Source organism: Mesorhizobium alhagi CCNWXJ12-2, from assembly GCF_000236565.1.
Taxonomy (GTDB): domain Bacteria; phylum Pseudomonadota; class Alphaproteobacteria; order Rhizobiales; family Rhizobiaceae; genus Allomesorhizobium; species Allomesorhizobium alhagi.
Window position 1 is genome coordinate 26,285 of the sequence record NZ_AHAM01000184.1, and the last position, 23,446, is coordinate 49,730.

The 23,446-nt window shown below is 61.9% G+C and carries 26 protein-coding genes and 1 tRNA gene; 18 read left to right on the plus strand and 9 right to left on the minus strand.

Annotated elements, in window-relative coordinates; all coding sequences use genetic code 11:
- Positions 1-242: 242 nt before the first annotated feature.
- Complete coding sequence (locus MAXJ12_RS21310; RefSeq protein ID WP_085984011.1) at positions 243-1,151, minus strand: NAD kinase; 909 nt, start codon at positions 1,149-1,151, stop codon at positions 243-245.
- Between MAXJ12_RS21310 and MAXJ12_RS21315 the strand changes: the two genes are divergently transcribed.
- Positions 1,150-1,557 (plus strand): GFA family protein, encoded by a 408-nt coding sequence (locus MAXJ12_RS21315; protein ID WP_008838057.1) that lies wholly within the window; start codon positions 1,150-1,152, stop codon positions 1,555-1,557. The two genes, MAXJ12_RS21310 and MAXJ12_RS21315, sit on opposite strands and share 2 nt — an antisense overlap.
- A 31-nt stretch (positions 1,558-1,588) precedes the next feature.
- Here the strand turns inward: MAXJ12_RS21315 and MAXJ12_RS39685 are convergent, their stop codons facing one another.
- From MAXJ12_RS39685 to MAXJ12_RS21325, 3 genes are all read right to left on the minus strand, one after another.
- A complete protein-coding gene (locus MAXJ12_RS39685; protein ID WP_008838058.1) occupies positions 1,589-1,927 on the minus strand; it encodes a TylF/MycF/NovP-related O-methyltransferase in 339 nt (112 codons plus the stop codon).
- The gene (locus MAXJ12_RS39690) at positions 1,908-2,312 is read right to left on the minus strand and encodes a TylF/MycF/NovP-related O-methyltransferase (protein WP_139043971.1); all 405 of its coding nucleotides are present in this window, start codon (positions 2,310-2,312) and stop codon (positions 1,908-1,910) included. The genes MAXJ12_RS39685 and MAXJ12_RS39690 overlap by 20 nt, the downstream gene beginning before the upstream one ends.
- A 221-nt stretch (positions 2,313-2,533) precedes the next feature.
- Positions 2,534-2,609, minus strand: a tRNA-Thr gene (locus MAXJ12_RS21325).
- A 165-nt stretch (positions 2,610-2,774) separates the two neighbouring features.
- On the opposite strand from MAXJ12_RS21325, the gene MAXJ12_RS38265 reads away from it, so the two are divergent.
- On the plus strand, positions 2,775-2,936 hold the full coding sequence (locus MAXJ12_RS38265) for a hypothetical protein (protein WP_085984015.1): 162 nt from the start codon (positions 2,775-2,777) through the stop codon (positions 2,934-2,936).
- Between the two features lie 127 nt (positions 2,937-3,063).
- Positions 3,064-3,387 carry a BA14K family protein gene (locus tag MAXJ12_RS21330; protein ID WP_008838061.1) on the plus strand — a complete coding sequence of 108 codons (324 nt, stop codon included), beginning with the start codon at positions 3,064-3,066 and terminating at the stop codon, positions 3,385-3,387.
- 60 nt (positions 3,388-3,447) lie between these two features.
- Here the strand turns inward: MAXJ12_RS21330 and bhcR are convergent, their stop codons facing one another.
- Complete coding sequence (gene bhcR / locus MAXJ12_RS21335; protein ID WP_040587237.1) at positions 3,448-4,284, minus strand: HTH-type transcriptional regulator BhcR; 837 nt, start codon at positions 4,282-4,284, stop codon at positions 3,448-3,450.
- Positions 4,285-4,468: 184 nt separating this feature from the next.
- Here bhcR and gcl point away from each other — a divergent pair, with 184 nt between their 5' ends.
- From gcl to MAXJ12_RS21390, 11 genes are all read left to right on the plus strand, one after another.
- Complete coding sequence (gene gcl, locus MAXJ12_RS21340; protein WP_008838063.1) at positions 4,469-6,241, plus strand: glyoxylate carboligase; 1,773 nt, start codon at positions 4,469-4,471, stop codon at positions 6,239-6,241.
- Positions 6,242-6,266: 25 nt separating this feature from the next.
- Complete coding sequence (gene hyi / locus MAXJ12_RS21345) at positions 6,267-7,067, plus strand: hydroxypyruvate isomerase (RefSeq protein WP_040587239.1); 801 nt, start codon at positions 6,267-6,269, stop codon at positions 7,065-7,067.
- Positions 7,068-7,087: 20 nt separating this feature from the next.
- A complete protein-coding gene (locus tag MAXJ12_RS21350; RefSeq protein WP_008838065.1) occupies positions 7,088-7,975 on the plus strand; it encodes a 2-hydroxy-3-oxopropionate reductase in 888 nt (295 codons plus the stop codon).
- Positions 7,976-8,247: 272 nt separating this feature from the next.
- Positions 8,248-9,126: a VOC family protein gene (locus MAXJ12_RS21355; protein WP_008838066.1), complete on the plus strand. Its 879-nt coding sequence runs from the start codon at positions 8,248-8,250 to the stop codon at positions 9,124-9,126.
- Positions 9,123-9,956 (plus strand): 3-deoxy-8-phosphooctulonate synthase, encoded by an 834-nt coding sequence (gene kdsA, locus MAXJ12_RS21360; RefSeq protein ID WP_008838067.1) that lies wholly within the window; start codon positions 9,123-9,125, stop codon positions 9,954-9,956. The genes MAXJ12_RS21355 and kdsA overlap by 4 nt, the downstream gene beginning before the upstream one ends.
- An 89-nt stretch (positions 9,957-10,045) precedes the next feature.
- Positions 10,046-10,411, plus strand: coding sequence for a PRC-barrel domain-containing protein (locus MAXJ12_RS21365; RefSeq protein WP_008838068.1), 366 nt, complete (start codon positions 10,046-10,048; stop codon positions 10,409-10,411).
- A gap of 418 nt (positions 10,412-10,829) precedes the next feature.
- Entirely contained in the window at positions 10,830-11,258 is a 429-nt protein-coding gene (locus MAXJ12_RS21370; protein WP_008838069.1) for a YybH family protein, read from the plus strand.
- Between the two features lie 234 nt (positions 11,259-11,492).
- Positions 11,493-12,494, plus strand: a complete 1,002-nt coding sequence (locus MAXJ12_RS21375; RefSeq protein ID WP_008838070.1) for an SH3 domain-containing protein — start codon at positions 11,493-11,495, stop codon at positions 12,492-12,494.
- Positions 12,495-12,555: 61 nt separating this feature from the next.
- Positions 12,556-13,335 (plus strand): hypothetical protein, encoded by a 780-nt coding sequence (locus MAXJ12_RS21380; RefSeq protein ID WP_139043972.1) that lies wholly within the window; start codon positions 12,556-12,558, stop codon positions 13,333-13,335.
- A gap of 157 nt (positions 13,336-13,492) precedes the next feature.
- Positions 13,493-13,960 (plus strand): hypothetical protein, encoded by a 468-nt coding sequence (locus MAXJ12_RS21385; protein ID WP_139043973.1) that lies wholly within the window; start codon positions 13,493-13,495, stop codon positions 13,958-13,960.
- Between the two features lie 90 nt (positions 13,961-14,050).
- On the plus strand, positions 14,051-14,293 hold the full coding sequence (locus MAXJ12_RS21390; protein WP_008838073.1) for a hypothetical protein: 243 nt from the start codon (positions 14,051-14,053) through the stop codon (positions 14,291-14,293).
- 184 nt (positions 14,294-14,477) lie between these two features.
- Here MAXJ12_RS21390 and MAXJ12_RS21395 read toward each other — a convergent pair whose 3' ends face one another.
- Together MAXJ12_RS21395 and MAXJ12_RS21400 are read right to left on the minus strand one after the other, a co-directional pair.
- Positions 14,478-16,094 (minus strand): putative bifunctional diguanylate cyclase/phosphodiesterase, encoded by a 1,617-nt coding sequence (locus tag MAXJ12_RS21395; protein WP_008838074.1) that lies wholly within the window; start codon positions 16,092-16,094, stop codon positions 14,478-14,480.
- Between the two features lie 9 nt (positions 16,095-16,103).
- Entirely contained in the window at positions 16,104-17,903 is a 1,800-nt protein-coding gene (locus MAXJ12_RS21400) for an ATP-binding protein (RefSeq protein ID WP_008838075.1), read from the minus strand.
- A 492-nt stretch (positions 17,904-18,395) separates the two neighbouring features.
- Here MAXJ12_RS21400 and eno point away from each other — a divergent pair, with 492 nt between their 5' ends.
- On the plus strand, positions 18,396-19,670 hold the full coding sequence (gene eno / locus MAXJ12_RS21405) for a phosphopyruvate hydratase (protein WP_008838077.1): 1,275 nt from the start codon (positions 18,396-18,398) through the stop codon (positions 19,668-19,670).
- Between the two features lie 9 nt (positions 19,671-19,679).
- Here the strand turns inward: eno and MAXJ12_RS21410 are convergent, their stop codons facing one another.
- Both MAXJ12_RS21410 and MAXJ12_RS21415 read right to left on the minus strand, forming a co-directional pair.
- Positions 19,680-20,069 (minus strand): type II toxin-antitoxin system VapC family toxin, encoded by a 390-nt coding sequence (locus tag MAXJ12_RS21410; RefSeq protein WP_008838078.1) that lies wholly within the window; start codon positions 20,067-20,069, stop codon positions 19,680-19,682.
- Complete coding sequence (locus tag MAXJ12_RS21415) at positions 20,066-20,323, minus strand: type II toxin-antitoxin system Phd/YefM family antitoxin (RefSeq protein ID WP_008838079.1); 258 nt, start codon at positions 20,321-20,323, stop codon at positions 20,066-20,068. The genes MAXJ12_RS21410 and MAXJ12_RS21415 overlap by 4 nt, the downstream gene beginning before the upstream one ends.
- A gap of 124 nt (positions 20,324-20,447) precedes the next feature.
- Here MAXJ12_RS21415 and MAXJ12_RS21420 point away from each other — a divergent pair, with 124 nt between their 5' ends.
- The 3 genes from MAXJ12_RS21420 to MAXJ12_RS21430 all read left to right on the plus strand — a co-directional run bounded on the left by MAXJ12_RS21420 (position 20,448) and on the right by MAXJ12_RS21430 (position 23,439).
- On the plus strand, positions 20,448-20,774 hold the full coding sequence (locus tag MAXJ12_RS21420; protein ID WP_008838080.1) for an FtsB family cell division protein: 327 nt from the start codon (positions 20,448-20,450) through the stop codon (positions 20,772-20,774).
- 173 nt (positions 20,775-20,947) lie between these two features.
- On the plus strand, positions 20,948-21,991 hold the full coding sequence (pdhA, locus tag MAXJ12_RS21425; protein WP_008838081.1) for a pyruvate dehydrogenase (acetyl-transferring) E1 component subunit alpha: 1,044 nt from the start codon (positions 20,948-20,950) through the stop codon (positions 21,989-21,991).
- Between the two features lie 14 nt (positions 21,992-22,005).
- Positions 22,006-23,439 carry a pyruvate dehydrogenase complex E1 component subunit beta gene (locus MAXJ12_RS21430; RefSeq protein ID WP_008838082.1) on the plus strand — a complete coding sequence of 478 codons (1,434 nt, stop codon included), beginning with the start codon at positions 22,006-22,008 and terminating at the stop codon, positions 23,437-23,439.
- Positions 23,440-23,446: the final 7 nt, after the last annotated feature.

Sequence of the window (23,446 nt, forward strand, 5' to 3'; positions counted from 1 at the left end):
TTGGCTGGTTAGGGGCGCGGCGGGATTGCCCGCGGCAGACGGAGGCCGACTGCGATATTGCATCGCGATATGCCTAAGTCCACGATTTGTCAACCGAACTCGGCTTTGCTGGAGCATTGGCCGTGTTCCTATGCTTAATCGCCCACGTTCATCCCTTCGAGCGCTTAATGCAACATGGATGGCATGGTTCCGCTACGTCACCCGTTTTCTTCCGCGCTTTTGGCATTGACGGAGATCGTCGCTCAGTAGCGGAATTGCTCGGTCAGGATGCGCTCATTCCAGGAGTGGCCGGCGTCGAACAGAAGCGTGGCGGTGGCATCCCGCGATTCCCGCACCGTGACGGTGACGACCGATTTCACTTCGGTGTGGTCGGCCACAGCATTTACCGGACGTTTGCCGTGCTCCAGCAGGTCGAAACGAACGACGGAGTTCTTCGATACCAGCGCACCGCGCCAGCGGCGGGGCCGAAACGGGCTGACCGGGGTGAGGGCGAGCAACGGCGCATCCAGCGGCAGGATCGGGCCGTGGGCGGAGAGATTGTAGGCGGTCGAGCCCGCCGGCGTCGCCACCATTACGCCGTCGCAGACAAGTTCTTCCAGCCGGATGTTGCCGTCGATGGTGATGCGGACCTTGGCGGCCTGGTAAGACTGGCGAAACAGCGACACCTCATTGATCGCGAGCGCCTGTGCGGTCGTGCCGTCGGCGCCGATCGTGTCCATCTCCAGCGGCCGGATAGTTTCTGCCGCCGCCGCCGCGATGCGCTCGGGCAGTTCGTCCTCGTGATATTCATTCATCAGGAACCCGATGGTTCCACGGTTCATGCCGTAGACCTGCTTGCCCGTGCCCATCGTCTCGCGCAGCGTCTGAAGCAGAAAACCGTCGCCACCGAGCGCCACGATCACGTCGGCTTGTTCGACCGGAGTGTGCCCGTAGCGTGCGGACAGCCGCGCGGCGGCCTGCTCGGCGTCGGATGCATCCGAGGAGGTGAAAGCAAATGTCTTCCTGGCCTTGTTCATCGATCCGGCCTCTTGCCTTCGCTCCGCCGCAAGCGGGGTAGCATGCGGCCCGCCATCTGCAAAGGGAGCCCCTTCTTCGAAGCGGCATTCGCGGTTAACATACGAGAAGTTGCTTCGAGAGGAGATCCCGCGCATGAGGATAGACGGTTCATGTCATTGCGGTCACGTGCGCTACGAGGCGACCGTCGACCCGGAAAAAGTCACCATCTGCCACTGCACCGATTGCCAGGTGCTCACCGGAACGGCATTCCGCGTCACCGTCCCCGTGCCTGAAGACCAGTTCAGGCTGACTGCCGCGGAGCCGAAAAGCTATATAAAGACGGCCGAAAGCGGCGCAAAGCGCGCCCAGGCATTTTGTCCCGAATGCGGCTCGCCGATCTATGCGACGTCGGTAGGCGAGGGGCCAAAGGTTTATGGCGTGCGCGTCGGCACGGCGAGGCAACGCGACCATCTGGTGCCGTCGCGCCAGGTCTGGCACAGATCCGCGCTGCACTGGCTGCCCGACCTGAACGAGATCGAGGCTATCGAGAAGGGCGGCTGACGCAGGCCGATGGGCTTGGTGGGCCAGGGCGTCAAGCTGACTTGGTCACCAAAGCCTGTCCGGTAGGCAATTCTATTATTCCTTCGGGCCGCCCGGCAAAGAACTCGTCAAAAGCTTTGCGAGCTCCGGGGCATCGAGCTGAGCCGTAATCGTCGCATACTATCATGCCGCCGGGAAGCAAACGCTCATGGAAGAAAGCCAGTGAAGATGCGGTCGGTTCGTACAGATCGACGTCGATATGCACGAACGCAAACTTCCGATTGCTCACTTGCTCCAGCGTCTCCGGGATCCATCCGACATGAAAGTTGACGTTTTTGAAGTCTTGTAGATTGGCGCGTGCGACGGATTCTTCAGTTGCCGTGCGCCCCATTGTGCATCCGATCTTCCGATGACGGCTCGGAAAGACCTTCGAACGAATCGAAGAGATGGTATTGGCGATCGCGAAGATCGGCAGTCAGCATGAAAATTGTCGAGCGCCCCTGGCGAACGCCGCATTCCGCTACATCGCCCTCCACGCGTGCGACTGATCGCAGGCAGCTCTGCAAAACGAAGCACCGCGGGTCTGGAATGCCGGCGACGGCTCGAGCCTTTTCGAACGCCTCGCGGAAGAAAGGTTGTTTCTTCCAGACCATGTGCTGAGTGTAAAGGTGGAATCCCCCGTACCGCTTGGCCTTGCGCTTTGCGACCGAGTGCCAAAAACGGCCCTTCTTCTCCGGCGAGCCAAATGCCAGTACAGCCAAGTCTTTAAGCTTCAAAACAAACCTCTGAGATTGGGGGCGTCCTGGGCAGGAGCTATGCGCTGCCGCGGTTGAATGCAAACGAAACGCCTCGCAAGTCACCCAAATACGGCGAAAAAATCCCGCATGTGGCGGCTGCGACAGCGATCCATGCCAGCCAGGTGGCCGGTGGATGCGGAACGCAACCTGCGCACCAAAAAGGCCCCCGTGAGGCGCTCCTATCGAATCAGGTATTTGGATGGTGCCCCCGGACGGAATCGAACCGCCGACCTTCGGTTTACAAAACCGCTGCTCTACCAGCTGAGCTACAAGGGCGCGGGGCTTCGGTTATCATATCTGCTGCGCCAGTAAAGACCAAAGTCGCGGCCGGCATCCGGCACAGACTGCCGGTCAGCCGTTGAAAGCGGCGTGCCCGACTACAAATCCGGCCGATATCCACCATATCAAATGCGAGTGAACACCGGTTCCATGGAGCCAGCCATGCTGAGATTGGTCGTCATCGCGCTGTTCGTGGTCGTGATCTGGGTTCTGCTTCTGAGGCTTTTCGACAGGAAGCGCCCTTTGGACTGGAACGGTATCGCCTTCGCGCTCGGCTTCATCGCGCTCGCCTTCTACCTGCGCCACATCACCGGCATGGGCTAGCAAAATCGAATGCCAATCTGCCCCTTTTGTAGAAAATTGAAAAAAGCGCTGAACCTTTTTCCCGGTCGCCGCGACTGACTGGCATGAGGCGGATGGACGCCTCGGCCATTGGATCAAGGAGACCATCATGTCGTTCAAGCGCATTCTCGTTTCCGGCGTCGCCGCCGTCATCGCCATCAGTGCCGTTCTCGGCGCCACCCAGCAGTCATCGGCCGGAAGCCTTTCGCCCGGCGAAGCCGCAGCGATCGCCGGCATAGGCGGCTTTATCATCGGAGCGACGATCGCCAACCCGCGGCCGGCTTATCATGGCCATTACTACGGCGGATATCACCCGGCGGCCAGTTCCTGGCAGGCTCATGTCGCCCGCTGCTACGCCCGTTATCGGACCTATGACCACCGCAGCGACACCTATCGCGGCTTCGACGGTCACTACCATTATTGTCGACTGTAAGAGGAGGACACGATCGAACCAGACAAGCCGAAGGGCGGCGTCAGCCGCCCTTCTCGGCATTCAGGGGGAGGGTGAATTCTTCAGAGCGAAGCCGCCGATCATCCCGGTGATTTCGGCCGCCGCGTCGCGCACCAGCGGACCGACCGCGCCAAGGCGCTCCGGCGTGATGCGCACCGTCGGTCCCGATACCGATACGCCGCCGATCGGCTCGCCGAACTCGTTGAAGATCGCCGCGGCGATGCAGCGCATGCCGGGATGGCGCTCCTCGTCGTCGACCGACCAGCCGCGCGCCCTGATTTCGGAAAGATCGCGCGCCAGCGCCGCCGGGCTCGAAAGCGTCTTTTGGGTAAAGCCCTCGAGCCCTGTCTTGCGGATAATCGCGGCGACGCGCTCCGGCGCCAGATGCGCCAGGACCGCCTTGCCGATGCCCGAGGCATGGAACGAACTGCGCGTGCCCGGCCGGAAGAAGGCGCGAATAGCCTGGTGCGTCTCGACCTGGCTGACGAAGACCACGCAATCGTCTTCCGCCACGCCGAGATTGGCGGTTTCCCCTGTCTTTTCCATAAGCTCCTGCATGACCACGCGTGCGCGGTCGACGAGCTTGCGCCGGCGCAGGAACGCCGCTCCCATGCGGTAGGTCTCGACCCCGATCGACCAGAGCTGGTCAGTGCGGTCGAACTCGACCATGCCATGCGCCTCCAGCGTGGTCAGCATGCGGTAGGCGGTCGAGGCGGCGAGACCGGACCTGGCCGCGATCTCACTCAGCGAAAGGCCGCTGCCTTCCGCAACGATGGCCAATATGCGCAGCGCGCGGTCGAGTGACTGGACCGGGCCGGTCTCCGGAGAGGGGCTGAAGGCGCGCGGGCGGCCGCGCTGGCGTTTTTCGATAGCGTCCATGGCTTCGACCTTAAAAAAATATTTCACTGTTTGGAACAGGGGAAAGTCTGAAAAACCGAAAAGGCTGAAAAATCAGCAGCAAAGCGCATTGTTCCAAAAATGGAAAAATATTCTGAAAAAATTGAATGCTCGTCACGTTGCAGGCATTCTGGACAGAATCGGATTTCAGGTGAGGAGCCGGAAAATGGCCAGAATGCGCGCCGTCGATGCGGCGGTTCTCGTTCTCGAAAAGGAAGGCATCGATTGCGCGTTCGGCGTGCCGGGCGCGGCGATCAACCCGTTCTATTCGGCGCTGAAGGCGCGGGGCACGGTCCGCCACATCCTGGCGCGCCATGTCGAGGGCGCTTCGCACATGGCCGAAGGCTACACCCGAGCCAAGGCCGGCAATATCGGCCTTTGCATCGGCACCTCCGGGCCGGCGGGCACCGACATGATCACAGGCCTCTATTCGGCCGCCGCCGATTCCATACCCATATTCTGCATCACCGGCCAGGCGCCCCGTGCTCGGCTGAACAAGGAAGATTTCCAGGCCGTCGACATCGCTGCGATCGCGGCGCCCGTCACCAAATGGGCGGTGACTGTGATGGAGCCTTATCTGGTGCCGATGGCGCTACAAAAGGCGTTTTACCTCATGCGTTCCGGACGGCCGGGGCCGGTGCTGATCGACCTGCCGGTCGATGTCCAGCTTGCCGAGATCGAATTCGACATCGACGCCTATGAACCGCTGGCCGTCCACAAGCCTGCAATGTCGCGGCTGCAGGCGGAAAAGACGCTTGCGATGCTGAACGCGGCGGAGAAGCCGCTGATCGTCGCCGGCGGCGGCGTCATCAATGCCGACGCATCGGATCTGCTGATCGAGTTTGCCGAGATAACCGGTGTTCCGGTCATCCCGACACTCATGGGCTGGGGCTCGATTCCCGACGATCACCGTTTGATGGCTGGCATGTGCGGGCTGCAGACCTCGCACCGCTATGGCAACGCCACCATGCTGGCCTCCGATTTCGTGCTCGGCATCGGCAATCGCTGGGCCAACCGCCACACCGGCTCGGTCGAGACCTACACCGCCGGCCGCAAATTCGTTCACGTCGATATCGAGCCGACGCAGATCGGCCGCGTCTTCGCGCCGGATCTCGGCGTCGTCTCCGATGCGGGGGCAGCGCTGAAGATGCTGCTCGACGTCGCCACCGAATGGAAAACCGCGGGTAAACTGCGCGACTGGAGCGGCTGGGCCAGGGAGTGCCAGCAGCGCAAGAAAACCATGAATCGCAAGACGCATTTCGACCAGATCCCGATGAAGCCGCAGCGTGTCTACGAGGAGATGAACAAGGCCTTCGGGCGCGACACCTGCTACGTCACCACGATCGGCCTTAGCCAGATCGCCGGTGCGCAGTTCCTGCACGTGTTCAAGCCGCGCAACTGGATCAATTGCGGCCAGGCCGGCCCGCTTGGCTGGACCTTGCCGGCAGCGCTCGGCGTGCGCGCCGCCGATCCGGACCGCACGATCGTTGCGCTGTCGGGCGACTATGATTTCCAGTTCATGATCGAGGAACTGGCGGTCGGCGCGCAGCACAGGCTGCCTTACATCCATATCGTCGTGAACAACGCCTATCTCGGGCTGATACGCCAGGCGCAGCGCAACTTCTCGATGGATTTCGAGGTCAGCCTGGCCTTCGAGAACATCAATCGAGCGGGTGACGCGGAGGCTGGCTACGGCGTCGATCATGTCGCCGTCGCTGAAGCCATGGGCTGCAAGGCGATCCGCGTGAAGAAGCCGGAAGATTGCGCGGCGGCTCTCGCCGAGGCGGAAAGGCTGATGAAGGTGCACCACGTTCCGGTCGTGGTCGAATTCATCCTCGAACGCATTACCAACATTTCCATGGGCATGGAAATCGACAATATCGTTGAATTCGAAGAGCTTGCGGAGTGCAATGAAGATGCGCCGACAGCCATCGCCTAGCTGATCGAACTTTCGGGGAACGAAAATGCCTAGATTTTCCGCCAACCTCTCAATGCTCTTTGGCGAGCATGATTTCCTTGACCGCTTCGACGCCGCCGCACGCGCCGGCTTCAAGGGTGTCGAATATGTCGGGCCATACGATCACGAGCCGGACGCAGTCGCCGCGCGGCTGGCGAAGAACGGGCTCGCGCAGGTGCTGTTCAACCTGCCGCCCGGCGACTGGGGAAAGGGCGAGCGCGGCATTGCCGTGCTGCCCGACCGCATCGACGAGTTCCGCAGGGGCGTGGACACGGCGATCACATACGCGAAGGCGCTCGGCTGCGGGCAGGTCAATTGCCTGGCCGGCATCGCGCCAGAGGGCGCCGACCGCCCCGTTCTGGAGAATGTCTTCGTTGAGAACTTGAAGTTTGCCGCAGAAAAGCTTGAAAAAGCAGGAGTAAAATTGCTGGTCGAACCGATCAACACACGCGATATTCCGGGCTTTTTCCTCAACAATTCGAGCCAGGCGCTGGCAATCATGGATCGCGTCGGCTCAGGGAATATTTTCCTGCAGTATGATATCTATCACATGCAAATCATGGAGGGGGATCTCGCCCGCACCATCGAGGCAAACCTCGGCCGCATCGCGCACATCCAGCTTGCCGACAATCCCGGCCGTCACGAACCGGGCACGGGCGAGATCAACTATCCGTTCCTCTACGAACATCTCGACCGCATCGGCTATACCGGCTGGGTGGGCGCGGAATACAAGCCGAAAGGCGGCACCGAGGCTGGATTGGGGTGGTTTCGCGAGGCGTCCAGGACCGCTGAAAACGCAGCCGCGTGAATGACTTAGGGAATTCAGGAATGGAAAAGATCGGCTTCATCGGGCTCGGCATTATGGGTGCGCCGATGGCGGGGCATCTGCTCGACGCCGGCTATGACGTGGTTGCAAGCGATCATCGCCGCAAGCCGCCGGCGGAGCTCCTCGCAAAGGGGCTGAAGACCGTTTCCGGCCACGATGCGGTCGCGCAAGCCGCTGATATCATTATCACAATGGTTCCCGACACGCCGCAGGTCGCCGAGGTTCTGTTCGGCGAGAAAGGGGTCGCGGAGGGGCTGTCGCCGGGCAAGCTGGTCATCGACATGAGCTCGATCTCGCCGATCGAGACAAAGGAATTCGCTAGCAAAATCAATGCGCTAGGCTGCGACTACCTCGATGCGCCGGTGTCGGGTGGGGAGGTCGGTGCCAAGGCGGCGTCGCTGACCATTATGGTCGGCGGCGAGGAGCATGCGTTCGAACGGGCCAAGCAAGTCTTTGAAAAGATGGGTAAAAACACCACGCTGGTGGGGCCGAACGGCGCCGGGCAGACAACCAAGGTCGCCAACCAGATCGTGGTGGCGCTGACCATCGAAGCGGTGGCGGAAGCCCTTGTTTTTGCTTCGAAAGCAGGCGCCGACCCGGCAAAGGTCAGGCAGGCGCTGATGGGCGGCCTGGCCGCATCCCGCATCCTCGAAGTGCATGGCGAGCGCATGATCAAGCGCACCTTCGCGCCCGGCTTCCGTATCGAACTTCACCAGAAGGATCTGAACTTGGCGCTGGAAGGCGCGAAAACACTAGGTGTAGCGTTGCCGAACACCTCGACCACCCAGCAATTGTTCAATTCCTGCGCGGCGAATGGCGGGGCCAAGGAGGATCATTCGGCGCTGGTGCGTGCCCTGGAGCGCCTCGCGGGACATGACGTTTGTGGATAAAATTCGACGGACGAGGGAAGGTGACACGCAAATAACACATCGAATATAACCACTTGGCGGAATCGTGAGCCTGCCAGGCGCGGTTTTTGTTCACAATGCCTGCAGCCCCTTCGACCCGAGGCAGATTGGCGTGAAAACCGGCGCGTCGAATGCCATTTTCACTCCGAACTTCGTCGGGTCCGATTTGTCCGCGCTCAGCGCCCTTCCTCCGAAATTTTAGCGCCCTACGTCTGCCTTGAACGAACAGCCGTTTTCAGGCACATGGCGGGCCGATGATCCACACCAACCCAATCCGGCCGATCGACCATCTGGTCTTGCCTGCTGCGAGCCTCGAGGTCGCGCGGGCGCGGCTGGGCGCGCTCGGCTTTACCGTGGCGCCGACCGGCGTGCATCCTTTCGGTACCGAAAACGCTTGCGTCTATTTCGCCGACGGCACGTTTCTCGAACCGTTGGCGGTCGGCGATGCGCAGGGTGCCGACGCGGCCGTGTCGGCCGGCAACGTCTTCATCGCACGCGATCGCCTGTTCCGGCTCAGCCACGGCGACGAGGGATTTTCCGCCCTAGTGTTCGGCACAGCCGACGCCGCATCCGATCACGCGGATTTCCGCGCGCGAGGCGTCTCGGCGGGCGACATGCTGTCCTTCTCGCGCGATTTCGTCGGCCCCGACGGCAAGAGCGACACCGCCTCCTTCCGGCTGGCCTTCGCCACGGCCGGACATACCGGCGATGCGTTCTCCTTCACCTGCGAGCGCATCAACGTGCCCGAACTCGATCGCTCCGCGCTCCAGGCGCACGCGAATGGCGCGACGCGGCTGGTTGCGGTAACCGCGACGGGAACCGGGCCCGGCGAATGGCTTGAACTCATTGCGCCGATAGCCGGCGTCGAAGCCAGGGTCGCGGAGCATAGCATCCGCACCGCGAATGCGACCGTCGAAGTGCTCGACGGTTCGGTTTTCGCCGATCGTTTCGATCTGGCGGCGCCAGATGGCCCGTTCCGCCTCGCGGCAATTACCTTCGGCGTCGAAAGCCTGGCCGCCGCCGAGGCGATGCTGCGGGAAGCCGCTATCCTTCATCACCGTATCGGCGACCGCCTGGTCGTCCCGCCGGCGCCTGGGCAGGGCGCCGCTTTCGCTTTCGAGGAAAACTCATGAACGTACCGAATTGGACAGTTAAGGCCGGCAATGCCGTCTTCGCCAACGACAAGCCGCTGACGCTGATAGCCGGGCCGTGTCAACTGGAATCGCGCGACCACGCCTTCGACATGGCCGGCGCGCTGAAGGAGATGGCGGCAAGGCTCGGCATCGGCCTCGTCTACAAGACCAGCTACGACAAGGCCAACCGCACCTCGCTCTCGGCGACGCGCGGCGCTGGGCTGGATGCGGCGCTGCCGGTCTTTGACGATCTGCGCAAGGAATTCTCGCTGCCGGTGCTGACCGACGTGCACTCGGAAGAGCAGTGCCGCATCGTCGCACCCCATGTCGACATATTGCAGATCCCGGCCTTTCTCTCGCGCCAGACCGACCTTCTGGTCGCAGCAGCCCAGACCGGCAAGGTGATCAATGTGAAAAAGGGCCAGTTCCTGGCGCCCTGGGACATGAAGAATGTCGTGGGCAAGATCACCGGTTCGGGCAATCCCAACGTGCTGGTCACCGAGCGCGGCGCCTCCTTCGGCTACAACACGCTGGTTTCAGATATGCGCGCTTTGCCGATCATGGCCGATATCGGTGCGCCGGTGATCTTCGACGCCACCCATTCGGTGCAGCAGCCGGGCGGGCAGGGCGGCTCGTCGGGTGGAGAGCGGCGTTTCGTCGAGACGCTGGCGCGCGCGGCGGTCGCGGTCGGCGTCGCCGGCGTGTTCATCGAGACCCATCAGGACCCGGACAACTCGACCTCCTCGGACGGTCCCAACATGGTGCCGCTCAAGGATCTGCCGGCGCTTGTGGAACGCCTGATGGCATTCGACAGGATCGCCAAGGCCTAACCCTGCGGCATCACTGCGGAACTGCGGAACCTTCGCAAAGCGCGCTCCGTTGTCTGCTCATCAACTCGAGCAAACGTGGAGCCAAGGAAATGACGACCCCCAGCGGCCATACCGACGCCATTGCGGCCTCGCGCGTCATCGGCACGGCAGTCTACAACACGGCCGGCGAAAATATCGGAACGATCGAGGATGTGATGCTCGACAAGATGTCGAACGGCATCATGTTCGCCGTCATAGGGTTCGGCGGATTCCTCGGCATCGGCGAGAAATACCACGCAATTCCGTGGTCGGTCCTCGACTATGAGGAAAGCCGCGGCGGTTATGTCGTGCCCTTCACCAGGGAACAGCTTGAGGCAGCGCCGTCCTATTCCATCGACGAACTCAGCGGCAGCGACGGCAAAGCCGCGCGCGACGCGTCGTTCGACTACTATAAGGTCGATCCCTACTGGTATTGATCCATCCAGGGCGAAACCCCGACACCTGGTCCCCGCGAGGCGATGGCGGGATTGGGCCCTAGTGCGACAGATCGGAACCGGAAAGATCGACCCAATTGTCGCCGTTCGGAGTGCTGCCTTCGCCGCCCGAAACTTGCCATCCGTTCGGTTCCGCAAAACGGCAGAGCTGGGGCCGGGAACGGACTGTCGACTGTTGAACACATGGAGCGAATAGCGGAAATTGAACTGGAAAGCGCCATATGCGTCGGATCGGCCAACATCACACGGCGGATGGCACTCGCGGTGGGCCACTAGAGCCCCGATGATGCGATGTCCGGCAGATGAGGTGATACGACGATGCAACAGCAGCTAGGGTGGCGTATCGATGTCGGATTTATCGCCCCGGCCTCGTCCTTCCAGAAAATGAAGGAGCAAGGATATGTCTGAAAAGGAAGTCTTGTCTGTCATCCGGGGCCAGGAAGATGCAACTGCCAAGGGGGACGCCCGCTCCAACGTCGATGCCATGGACCCGGATGTCGTGGTTTTCGATCTGTCGCCGCCGCTTGCCTATCGAGGCGAACAGGCACGCGACATCGAAGGGATAAATGCTTGGTTTGCAACTTGGCGCAACGGCGTCACCGTTCACATGGCTGACCCGCAGCTCATGATTGACGGCGATCTTGCAGTGGCCTTCGGGCTATCGCGCATGACTGGCACTAAGACCGATGGCACAAAGGTCGACTCCTGGAGCAGACGAACCATCGTGCTAAGGCGCGTCGCCGGTTCTTGGAAAATCATCCACGAACATGCCAGCTTCCCTATGGCAATGGACGGAAGTGGGCGCGCTGTGACGGATCTCTCGCCATAGTTTCGGAACGCCTGACGTCCTCAACAAGGATGTCGGCTTTCACGCGGCAAAGGTTCTTAGGTGAACGGTCAATTTGCGGGCGCAATTCAGTCACTGGTGGCGCATGACGCACGCTGGCTGCCGTCCGCATCAGCGAGGCAGACGTCACGGCTCCACAGTTAGTCCCAGCCGGAGAACCGCGCTATAGTGGCGCGTGGAAACCGTGCGCAGGCTTGACAGGGAGGGGCAGCGAGAATGGGGATTCAGGGCCGATTGAACGTCGTGCTGCGGCTTGCCGCTCTCTCTTGCTGCCTCCCGGCAACGGCCACGGCCGAAGAGAACCTTGGATGGCACGGCCAGAAGGGCGAGGATGGCGCTGCGCTGTTCTACGGCATCCCGCAGACGGACCATGCGCCGCTATCCTTCTCCTGCACGCAGGGCAGCGACGAGCTCGCTTTCGTCTTCGCGTTCGCGCCGATCAATACGGTCGATGGCGTCAAGGTCGAGGTTCTTCTTCAGGCTGGCGATATTTCGGTGCCAATCGCCACCACCGGAGCGCGGATCGAGATGGACGACAGCTTCATCCTCGAAGGCCGCACGGTGCTCGATGCCCGTCTTGCCGATCTCATTACTTCGCACGGCACGTTGAGCGTCTTTGTCGAGGATGGGGCCGAGGAATATCCGCTCGACGGCGCGCGGGAAGCCGCGGCGGCGCTGCTCGAAACCTGCACCGGCAAAGCGGCCAGCCTGCCTGCGCCTGAGACCACGCAATGCGATCTCGCCGCCTGGGTCATGAAGGGCGCATCGGCCGACCTCGCCGTGCGTGCCGGACCCGGACCGGACTACCCCGCGCTCGCCACCATACCCCGACCCTATACCGATGGAGAGGAGATTTACTTCCCGCAGGTAACGATCACCGGCTCCCGCGATGGATGGTTTCGGATTTCTGAGGTCATCACCGATCTCTATGGCGGCTGGCCCACGGACCCGGTAATCACCTTCTCCGGTGAAGGATGGCTACCCGGCAACATGCTCCAAGTCTGGCTGGAATCGCCCTACCTCTTGTCGCGGCCATCCGTCGATTCCCCGGTTGCCTTCACCGTGAGCACATCGAGCAGCACCACCGACGATTTCCGGCTCGACACCCTGCATGCCTGCGAAGGTTCGTGGATCGAGGTGGAGGGGCGCCGCGACGATGAACGGCCGCGCGGATGGATCATGGACATCTGCGCAAGCCAGGTCACGACATGCCCATAAAAGAGCCGTCATGACCACCGCTCTATTGCGTGCGGCGCTGGTCGGATTGGCCATCGTCTCGATGCTCGTCGAGCGCGCTTTTGCCGAGCCGGTCGTGCGTCCCGATCTCGCGGATCGGGTTGGCGGCAGAGAGGACGTGACCTTTGCCGATCTTGTTCGGCTCGTCGTGCCGGGGACCGCGGGCAATGAGACGATGGACGTCAGGGAGATCGGCAGCGAGACCGCTGAGGATCTCGAACCGGCGTCAATGGCGACGCTGCGGCTTACGGCCGTGCCGGTTCGCTCGGGCGGACAGGACCGGATGGCCTTGCTGCTGGATTTCGGCCGCGGCAGGGATGTCGTCGGACTGGCCATTCTCGCGCTTTTCGACGTGGCGGGTGAGCCCCGGCTTCTCGACGCCGCGAATGTCGCCAGCGGCGACCACACGTATTTCCTCGACCCCACCCGTCTGACAGTCGGAATCGGCGACGATCTGCTGGCGATCGGCAGCAAGCACGCGAACTCCAGTCAGGGCTATACGACGGTGCCGCTGGTGCTCCTGCGCAACGACCGGCTCGAACTGGTCGATATGATTTTCGCGTTCGACGAACGGACCTGTGCCTACGAGAGGACGCAGCGGCTTGATCTCCAGCAAAGCGCGCAGGAGCCCTTTTCGGACATCGTGGCGACCGTGACCGAATTGACGACGCCCTCGGGGCACGACTGCGGCAAAGCGCCCGTTCCTGAAGCTGGGACGCGCACGATTACCGTGACCTATCGTTGGGATGCGGGCGAGCACCGTTACATTCCAGATTCCGATGCCTTCGACGCGCTGGCGCGTGAGAGCGAGGGACGTTTCTGACGACGATTCAGCAAAGGGTTCGTCTGACGAGAGCCTTTAGTGACGATGCGCTTTCGCATGTCCGCCCTTACCGACCGAGGACTGCCCACGCCTTCTTGGGATGGGGTAACTGCCAACGGGCGGAATGAACCAAAAGGTCGCGTTTGAGCTCAGATACATGATCACGAACGACGTGGCCTGCGCCATTCCCGGCATTCGGGAGTTCTGCGAAGCGATCAGCAACAGTCGGCGGGAAGCGCCGGCGCAATGCGGGCCCGCGGGCGTTCCCGCCTATTTGTACGATTCCGACAAAAACTTTAGCCAATTAAGGAACGGAATGCTCCGCGGTGGGTTCACGGCTCACGTGAAGGGACATTTAACTATGGCCACCGCCAGCCTTCTCATGCGCGCAATGCAGCTTGCCGAAAGTGGGCAGCACATTGATTGCCTGACGGTGGAGAGCGCCTTGGCCGTTGAGGGCTATGCTGAAGCATTCGAGGTCTTCAAAGACGATCGTCTACGCGCTGGTATCCGGACCATGTGCCAAAAACACTGGCGGCCAACTCAGGAAGCAGAAGCTAATGACAATCGGTCTTCACTGGAGGGCGCACAAGCCGCCCAGTCTCCCAATACGGCCCCTTGCTAATCCCACTGATAATTTTCCTATCAGGACTTGTACCCCAGCGACCCGTTCGCTATTTGTCCGGTTCAATTTGGGCAATGGGGCAAGATATAGATGCCATTTAGCAGGGCGGTCGGGGTCATTCATCCCGACGGGCTTAAGATCCTGGAATCTGTTTTCAACGAAGCCTGTCGCGTATCAAAAATCAGCCGAGATACGCCCGAGGCTGAAAACCTAGCTTTGAAAATCATGCTGCTATACCAACGTGGCATGGATGATCACGGTCAGTTGCTGGAGGCGGCGACCAAACTGCCCGATCCGGACGCGGGTCGGGCCGACTATCAACGATGTGGCTGATCCTCTAGCGGCTCGGGCATCCTCATTGCAAAAGGCGAGGACGTGGCCTCTTCGGGCAACTGACTAAACGCTGCGGCGTCGCTTCCTGGCTTGCGGGGCGACATTTGGGCTGCCATCCACCTCGAAGCAGTCCTTGTGTATGGCGCGATCGCAAGCAAGCGCAGAGGATCAGGAGCGCCCGATTTTACCCGCGAATGGAAAGCCGGCGCGCGGGCTCGCCACTGCGGATGGGCAGAACCGGGCGCAGGAAATCAAGGGAAGGGGTGTCGACGGCGAGTCGATCGAAGACAATCGGCCTCGCAAAATAGTAGCCTTGGGCAATGTCGATCCGAGTGGCGGCCTGGAGGTAGGCCGCCTCCTCGAAACTCTCCACACCCTCGACCACGATGCTCATGCCGAGCGAATGCCCGAGCGCTTCGATGGCCCTAAGTACGCTCTGGCTGCGCGGCCGGCGGTGGACATTGGTGATGAAGGAGCGGTCGATCTTGAGTTCGTCCGCGGTGATCTCGGCCAGTGCGGAGAGCGAGGAGAAACCGATGCCGAAGTCATCGATCGAGACTTTCGCGCCGACCTCGCGCAGCATCGGCAGGATGCGGTCCTGGAATTCGCTTCGCGACAGGAACGCTTCCTCGGTGATCTCCACGGTGAAGCGGCTTGCAAAACCCGTGGCGGAGAGCGCGTCGACGAAGGAGCGCATGAAGCGGTCATCGCCCGCTTGCCGGGCGGCGACGTTGATGCTGATCGTCGATTTCGGGCCGAAGGTCTCGTTGATCCGGTCGATCGAGGTCACCGTCTCGGCCAGAATGAAGTGGGTGAGCTCATCGATCAGCCCGAGCTCGACCGCCAGCCCGATAAAATCACCGGGCGCCTGGATGACCCCGTCCTCGTCGCGCCAGCGCATCAGAACCTCGATGCCGACCACCTCCCCGGAGCGCAGCGCGACTTTGGGCTGATAGGCGCAGCAAACACGCTTGTCGCGCACAGCGAGCCTGAGCCTTTGCTCGAGCCGGCTCTTGTCGTCTGCCGCGTTCCGGATCGCGCCCTCGAAGAAGCGGAGCGTGCCCTTGGCTCGCGTCTTGCCATCATACATGGCCCGGTCGGCATTGCCGCGCAGTTCCTCGTATGACCGGCCATCGCGCGGATAAAGGCTGATGCCGATAGAGGCGGAGGTGCAGATTTCGTAGCCGTCGACCCAAAACGGCTCCTTCAGCCTCTCGCCGATCCAGCCGAGGTCGCGCTCCAGTTCCTCCCGGTTGGTGATTGGCGAAATCAAAAGCACGAACTCGTCGCCACTTAGTCTTGCCAGCATGTCGGACGGTCGCAGGCCCGCGCTCAGCCTCTCCGCGATCCTGGCAAGCAGCTGGTCGCCTGTCGCATGGCCGTAGTAGTCGTTGACATGCTTGAAGCCGTCTATGTCGATCAGCGCCAAGGCGAAGTCGATAGCGCCTGTTTCGATCAGCGCGACAACGCTGCGCTCGAACAGGCTGCGGTTCGGCAAGCCAGTCAACTCATCGAAATAGGCGCGTTGAATCAACCCGTGCTCGCGTGCCTGCCGCTCGCTCTCATCGAGGGTCAGCGCGAGCGAATAGGCTTCGCCGTCAAGTTCTATTTCGAAGCGGCGGGTGCGCGCGTCGGTGGCCCCTTCCGCAACGCTTGAAGAAAAAACCTTTATCCCGTCCGGGCCGGCGATCTCGACGCCAAATGGCGCCGCGGCAAGGATGCTCGCCAGCTTCGGCGCCCGATCCGAGGCGCCCGCCGCCGCGCCGTTCGGCTCCGACACGATCTTCCGCAGCGTTTCCATGAGGCAGGGTCAGCGCTTGAGAATCGAGTAGCGGCTGGGGTCGAGCGGCACGCGCCGCGGTTCCGCGGCTGGACGATCGCCCGCGATGGCCTGCAGCCCGCGCGCGATCGCATCCTGCGCCACCGCAACGTTTGTCGCCTGGTCGCGCGGAGGGTCCTCTTCGTCGGTCGTCTGGCTTGTCGTTGCTTTGCGCCAGCGCTCGATCGCGTGCCGTACGAGCTCACTGCGCGACATGTTGTGGTCGGTCTTCTTCCCAGCCGTTTCGCTGGCAGGCACAAGGTTCGCCGGCAGTTTGCTGAAGGTGAGCCGGGCGGGAAGAGGCATGCCCTCGCCGAGGCCGACCACCTCGCCCGTGCCCAGCGAGGGCACGAAGGAAAGCAGGTTCACGACAGCGTCCGATACGGCCGACCTCAGCAGCGCCTGATCTTTTTCATTGGCCAAGCGCATAACGAACAGGGTGCTGCATTGGGAAATTATAGTTGGGTCGAGCTCGGCCGGCCTCTGCGTGACGAGCCCGAGATACACCCCGTATTTGCGGCCTTCCTTGGCAATACGCGACAAAGCGCGACGCGCCGGTGCAAACCCCAGCGAGTGATCGGCGGCGGCGTAGCGATGAGCTTCCTCGCAGGCAATCAGCACCGGTGCGGCCCCGTCGCTCCACATGCCGAACTCGAAGGCGAGCCGGCACACGACGCACACCACCGCATCGAGTACGTCGCCCGGCAGGCTGGCGAGCTTCAGCACCGTGATGCCGGCGGTATTCGATTCGAGCTGGAAAAGCTGCTCCAGCACGGCAGCCATTGTGTCGCCGCCGACATTGGCATTTTCGAACGTGAATGCGTAGCGCGGGTCGTTCTTCAGCCCTTCGATGCGCATCATCAGGCGGTGATGCACCATGCGCGTCGAGCGGTTTTCCAGCTTGCCCATTCGCTCGTCGATGAGAGTAAGCAGGTCCTGGATGAGGTAGGGCGAGGGCGTGTCGGCGGTAAAACCCATGTGCCGAGGCCCTTTGCGCGCGATCAGCGAGCGATCGCCTGAATTCTTGAGCGACATATAGGCCGCCTTGGCGATGGGGATCAGCTCGGCCAGAATCTCCACTTCTTCAGGCACGGCCGGCCGGCCGGAATAAATGACGTCGATGATCTCCTCGAAATTGAAGAGCCAGAAGGGAAGCTTCAGATTGTCGGAGCCGACGACGCGGCCTTTATCGCCAAAGGAATGGCCATACTCATTGTGGACGTCGAGGAGCAGGATCCGCACGCCAGGGCGCGCGCGCAGCACCTCGCCGAGGATGACGGCAACGCCGCTCGATTTGCCGACGCCCGTGGTGCCGAGAACCGCGAAATGTTTGGACAGCAAGCTGTCAACGTCGACAAAGGCGGGAATCGTGGCGTCCTGCTGGAGATGGCCGATCGAAATAGAATGCTCGCCCGTCGATGAATATACGAGCTTCAGATACTCTCGGCTGACCACGAAAGCCTCGTCGCCAATCGCCGGATAGTCGCGAACGCCGCGACGGAAGCGGGGGATGCCCGCCTCGCGGGTGATCTCGCCCATCAGGTCAACGCGGGCGAGGGCGCGCGTGGCCGGCCCGGCCAGATCATCATGAGTGGCCTTCGAAACTTCCACGATGATGCCGAGCAGCATGTTCTCGCCGGAGCGGATGGCGATGAATTTTCCGACGGTCGCGAGCCGTTCCCCCAGCGGTCCGGTATCGGTTAGGCCGACCTTCGCTTCGGAGCCGCGGCAGGAAAGCACCCGCCCGATCGGCCTGTCCGCAGTGGTTCCTTCCTCGCCCAAGAGGTTCATCTTGCTTTCCCCCGAGAAAAATCCGCCCCTACATACCCCTTGACTCACGGAGCCCCGGTTAAAGCTTTTGATCGTCGTTCTTGCATGGTGAACGACTGTTTAAGAGGGAACGGCTAATGCGATCTTCGACCGGGCGGCGGAAGTGAAGAAGACTGCGGCATGATCGCCGCGACTAATCGGCGACGACCAGCATGGGCAATGTGGTTTTCTCCTGGGGCGTCTGGTACTGGCATGACGTAAACAACGCCGCCAGAATGACGAGCACGCTGAGCAGACCACCGAATTCCGACATGGCGAAACCTCCTCCGTTTCGCCCCGCGCAAAGACAGCCTTAACTGATTTGCAGCCCGGCTGCGCTCAGATGCGGATGACAATTCGTAACGCAATCTATCGGCGCGTTACCCAGCGGCCCGCAATTCATCCGCATTGCCTTTTCGGCGTCTTTCGCTAAGACGGGCGCGACCTTTTTTGAGATACCGAGGGGACTTCCGCATGACCGCCATCGTCGACATTATCGGCCGTGAAATTCTCGACAGCCGCGGCAACCCGACCGTCGAGGTCGACGTCGTGCTGGAGGACGGCTCCATGGGCCGCGCGGCGGTGCCTTCGGGCGCATCGACCGGCGCGCATGAAGCGGTCGAGCTTCGCGATGGCGGCCCGCGCTATCTCGGCAAGGGCGTCGAGCGCGCCGTGGAAGCGGTCAATGGCGAGATATTCGAGGCGATCGGCGGCATGGAGGCCGAGAGCCAGGCGCATATCGACCAGGCGATGATCGACCTCGACGGCACCGCCAACAAGAGCCGTCTCGGCGCCAATGCAATCCTCGGCGTGTCGCTGGCCGTCGCCAAGGCGGCGGCGGAGGCCTCCGGCCTGCCGCTCTACCGCTATCTCGGCGGCCCCAATGCCCGCGTGCTGCCGGTCCCGATGATGAACATCGTCAATGGCGGCGCGCATGCCGACAACCCGATCGACTTCCAGGAATTCATGGTCATCCCGGTCGGCGCTCCGAGCCTGCGCGACGCCGTGCGCTGGGGGTCGGAAATCTTCCACACGCTGAAGAAAAGCCTGAAGGACGCCGGCCACAACACCAATGTCGGCGACGAGGGCGGCTTCGCCCCGAACCTGAAGAGCGCCCAGGCAGCCCTCGATTTCGTCGTCCAGTCGATCGAGAAGGCCGGCTACAGGCCCGGCGACGAGGTGGCGATCGGGCTCGATTGCGCCGCGACCGAATTCTTCAAGGACGGCAATTACGTCTATGAAGGCGAGAGGAAGACGCGCGACCCCAAGGCCCAGGCGAAATATCTAGCGAAGCTCGCCGCCGACTATCCCATTATCTCGATCGAGGACGGCATGGCCGAGGACGATTGGGAAGGCTGGAAGCATTTGACCGATCTGTGCGGCGATAAGGTGCAGCTGGTTGGCGACGATCTCTTCGTCACCAACACGGCGCGGCTGCGCGACGGCATCCGCATGGGCGTCGCCAATTCGATCCTGGTCAAGGTCAACCAGATCGGCTCGCTGACCGAGACGCTCGACGCGGTCGAGACCGCGCACAAGGCGAGCTACACCGCCGTCATGTCGCACCGCTCGGGCGAGACGGAGGATTCGACCATCGCCGATCTCGCCGTGGCGACCAATTGCGGACAGATCAAAACCGGCTCGCTCGCCCGCTCCGACCGCACGGCGAAGTACAACCAGCTGATGCGCATCGAGGAAGAACTCGGCAAGCAGGCCCGCTATGCCGGACGGTCGATCTTGAAGGGGTGAGGCTGGGTTCTACCAGCTTATGACCGCATCGCTGTAGCGGGCGAGCTTGCGGTCCTTGGTGACGAGGCGGAGCGGCTCCGTCACCGCCTGAGCCAGAATAAGCATGTCGAAGGGATCCGTGTGCTGGAGATCCAGTGATTCCACTGCGATCGCATGCTCGGCACTGATTTCAAGGATTCCGTATCCGGTCCGGCGAAAATGGTTCAATGCCTCGATCGCCGATAGCGGCATCCGCCGTCGGCCGCGCAATCGAAACTTGATCGCAATTTCCCAAAGGCTGACCGTCGAAACAAAAACGTCATTTTCAGGATCGCTGATGATCCCGTGGATTTCGGCCGGGATTGTACTCGCCGAGACCAACGTCCAGATTGCGGTGTGCGTATCGAGAAGGAGCCTCACTCGCTCTGCTCACCGTAAAACATTCTGGCGATGACGTCGTTGTCGGCGTCAAACTCCTCTTGCGTCATTATCGGGAACTGACCCTCTAACAATCCCAAGCGCCGCTTTTTAGGTTTGTCCTCAACAGGCACCAGACGCGCGGCCGGCTTGCCGTTGCGGGCGATGATGATCTCGGATTCGGCGCCGCTTTCGACCGCCTCGACCAGCCGTGACAGGTTGGTCTTCGCTTCCAGCATGTTCACATGGCGGTTCATGACTGACCTCGCTTGGCTAAGCTTGACCAAGTATAGGCTTGCCAAACTGCTGGCGCAATGGCGCGGGCCGTAACCAGCCATTAAGCATGGCTGCGCCATTGTGGCTGACGAAAGGAACCCGCCCATGTGGACACGCCAGCACCGACAGAGAAACACCGGCCGCCTGATCGTGCCCGCGATTTCGGCGGTATTTCTGTCCTATTTCGGCTTCCACGCCTATCATGGCGAATACGGCATCTATTCCAAATACCAGCTCGAGACCCGTGTGGCGGAGCTCGAGGGAAGGCTCGGCGAAATCCGCGCGCAGCGCATCGAACTGGAAAGGCGGGTCCAACTGCTGCATGACGGCACGCTGGAGAAGGACATGCTCGACGAACAGGCGCGCAAGGCGCTCAACCTGTCGCATGAGGACGAAATCACCATTATGAGGCCTTCGCGCCAGTATAATTAACCGATCACCGGTTAATCTCCGATATCCTCAACAAAATGAAGCCTTTAGGCGCATGACAGCCATGCATTTTTCCGCATGGCCGAATTGATTGTCGCATGCTAGCTTTTTCTCCTGCACAGGGAGGTGAGCATCTCCCTTGATGTCCGCCAAGAGACATAAACAGGGAGTGATGCATGGCCGTAGCCGCCAGAAAAGCGTCTGCTAAATCGAAAGCGGACGCAAAGTCCTCATCCGCGCCAGTCGCGCCCAAACCCGCCGAATTCAGCAAGGAACAGGAACTTTCCGCCTATCGTGGCATGCTCCTGATCCGGCGCTTCGAGGAGAAGGCAGGCCAGCTCTACGGCATGGGCTTCATTGGCGGCTTTTGTCATCTCTATATCGGCCAGGAAGCGGTCGTCACCGGCCTGAAGATGGCGATGATCGACGGCGACCAGATGATCACCGCCTATCGCGACCACGGCCACATGTTGGCGATGGAGCTGTCGCCGCGCGGCGTCATGGCCGAGCTGACCGGACGCCGCGGGGGCCTGTCCAAGGGCAAGGGCGGGTCGATGCATATGTTTTCCAAGGAAAAGCACTTTTACGGCGGCCACGGCATCGTCGGCGCGCAGGTGTCGCTCGGGACCGGGCTCGCTTTCGCCAACCGCTATCGCGGCAACAACAACGTCTCGGTGACCTATTTCGGCGACGGCGCCGCCAATCAGGGCCAGGTCTATGAGAGCTTCAACATGGCCTCGCTGTGGAAGCTGCCGGTGATCTATGTCATCGAGAACAACCGCTACGCCATGGGCACGTCGGTCGTCCGCTCTTCCGCCGAGACCGATTTTTCGCATCGCGGCCTGTCGTTCCGCATTCCCGGCATCCAGGTGAACGGCATGGATGTGCGCGCGGTCAAATCGGCCGGCGAAATGGCGACCGAATGGTGCCGCGCCGGCAACGGGCCGATCATCCTGGAAATGCAGACCTACCGCTATCGCGGCCATTCCATGTCCGATCCCGCCAAGTACCGCTCCAAGGAGGAGGTGCAGAAAATCCGCGCCGAGCAGGACCCGATCGAGCAGGTGAAGGCGCGGCTCATCGACAAGAAATGGGCGAGCGAGGACGAATTGAAGGCCATCGACAAGGAGGTTCGCGACATCGTCGCAGACGCCGCCGAATTCGCGCAGACCGATCCCGAGCCGGACGTTTCCGAGCTCTGGACCGACATCGTACTCTGAGGGAGGGCGCGAGAATGCCGATCGAAATTCTCATGCCCGCGCTCTCGCCGACGATGGAGGAGGGCAATGTCTCGAAATGGCTGAAGCAGGAGGGCGACAAGGTCGTCGCCGGCGATGTCATCGCCGAGATCGAGACCGACAAGGCGACTATGGAAGTCGAGGCTGTCGATGAAGGCACGCTGGCGAAGATCTTGATCGCGGCGGGCACCGAGGGCGTCAAGGTCAACACGCCGATCGCCGTGCTGACGGCCGATGGCGAGGATGTCGGCCAGGCCGGCGAGGCGCCGAGCGCGCCGAAGGCGAAGGCGGCCGATTCGGACACGCCGAAGCAGGCCGAAGACGACGCGGGCGGCAAGGCGCGCGAGCCTTCGCAGGAGCCGAGCGCGGACAAGGACGCAGCCAAAATTCCCGCTGCGCCCAAGGCCGAGATCGCCGCCGATCCGGACATCCCGGCCGGGACCGAGATGGTTTCGACCACCGTGCGAGAGGCGCTTCGCGACGCCATGGCCGAAGAGATGCGGCGCGACCCCGACGTGTTCATCATGGGCGAGGAGGTCGCCGAGTACCAGGGCGCCTACAAGATCACGCAGGGCCTGCTGCAGGAATTCGGCGAAAGACGCGTGGTCGACACGCCGATCACCGAGCACGGCTTCGCCGGCGTCGGTGTCGGCGCGGCGATGGCCGGGCTGAAGCCGATCGTCGAATTCATGACCTTCAACTTCGCCATGCAGGCGATGGACCAGATCATCAATTCGGCGGCCAAGACGCTCTATATGTCGGGCGGCCAGATGGGTGCGCCGATCGTGTTTCGCGGTCCGAACGGGGCTGCGGCGCGGGTCGCCGCGCAGCACAGCCAGGATTATGCCGCCTGGTACAGCCATGTGCCGGGCCTGAAAGTGGTGATGCCCTATACGGCGGCCGACGCGAAAGGGCTGCTCAAGGCAGCGATCCGCGACCCTAATCCAGTGATCTTCCTCGAGAACGAGATCCTCTACGGCCAGTCCTTCGACGTGCCGAAGCTGGACGATTTTGTCCTGCCGATCGGCAAGGCGCGCATCCACAGAGAGGGCAGGGACGTGACGCTCGTCTCGTGGGGCATCGGCATGACCTATGCCGTCAAGGCCGAGGCCGAACTGCGCGGCATGGACATCGACGTCGAGATCATCGATCTGAGGACCATCAGGCCGATGGACCTCGACACCGTCATTGCCTCGGTGAAGAAGACCAACCGGCTGGTGGTGGTGGAGGAGGGATTCCCGCAATCCTCGGTCGGCGATTTCATCGCCAACCAGGTGTCGCAGCGCGCCTTCGACCATCTCGACGCGCCGGTGATCACGATCGCAGGCAAGGATGTGCCTATGCCCTACGCGGCCAATCTCGAAAAGCTGGCGCTGCCGAATGTGGGCGAAGTGGTCGCGGCGGTGAAAGCCGTCACGTACAGATCGTAGGGAGGGT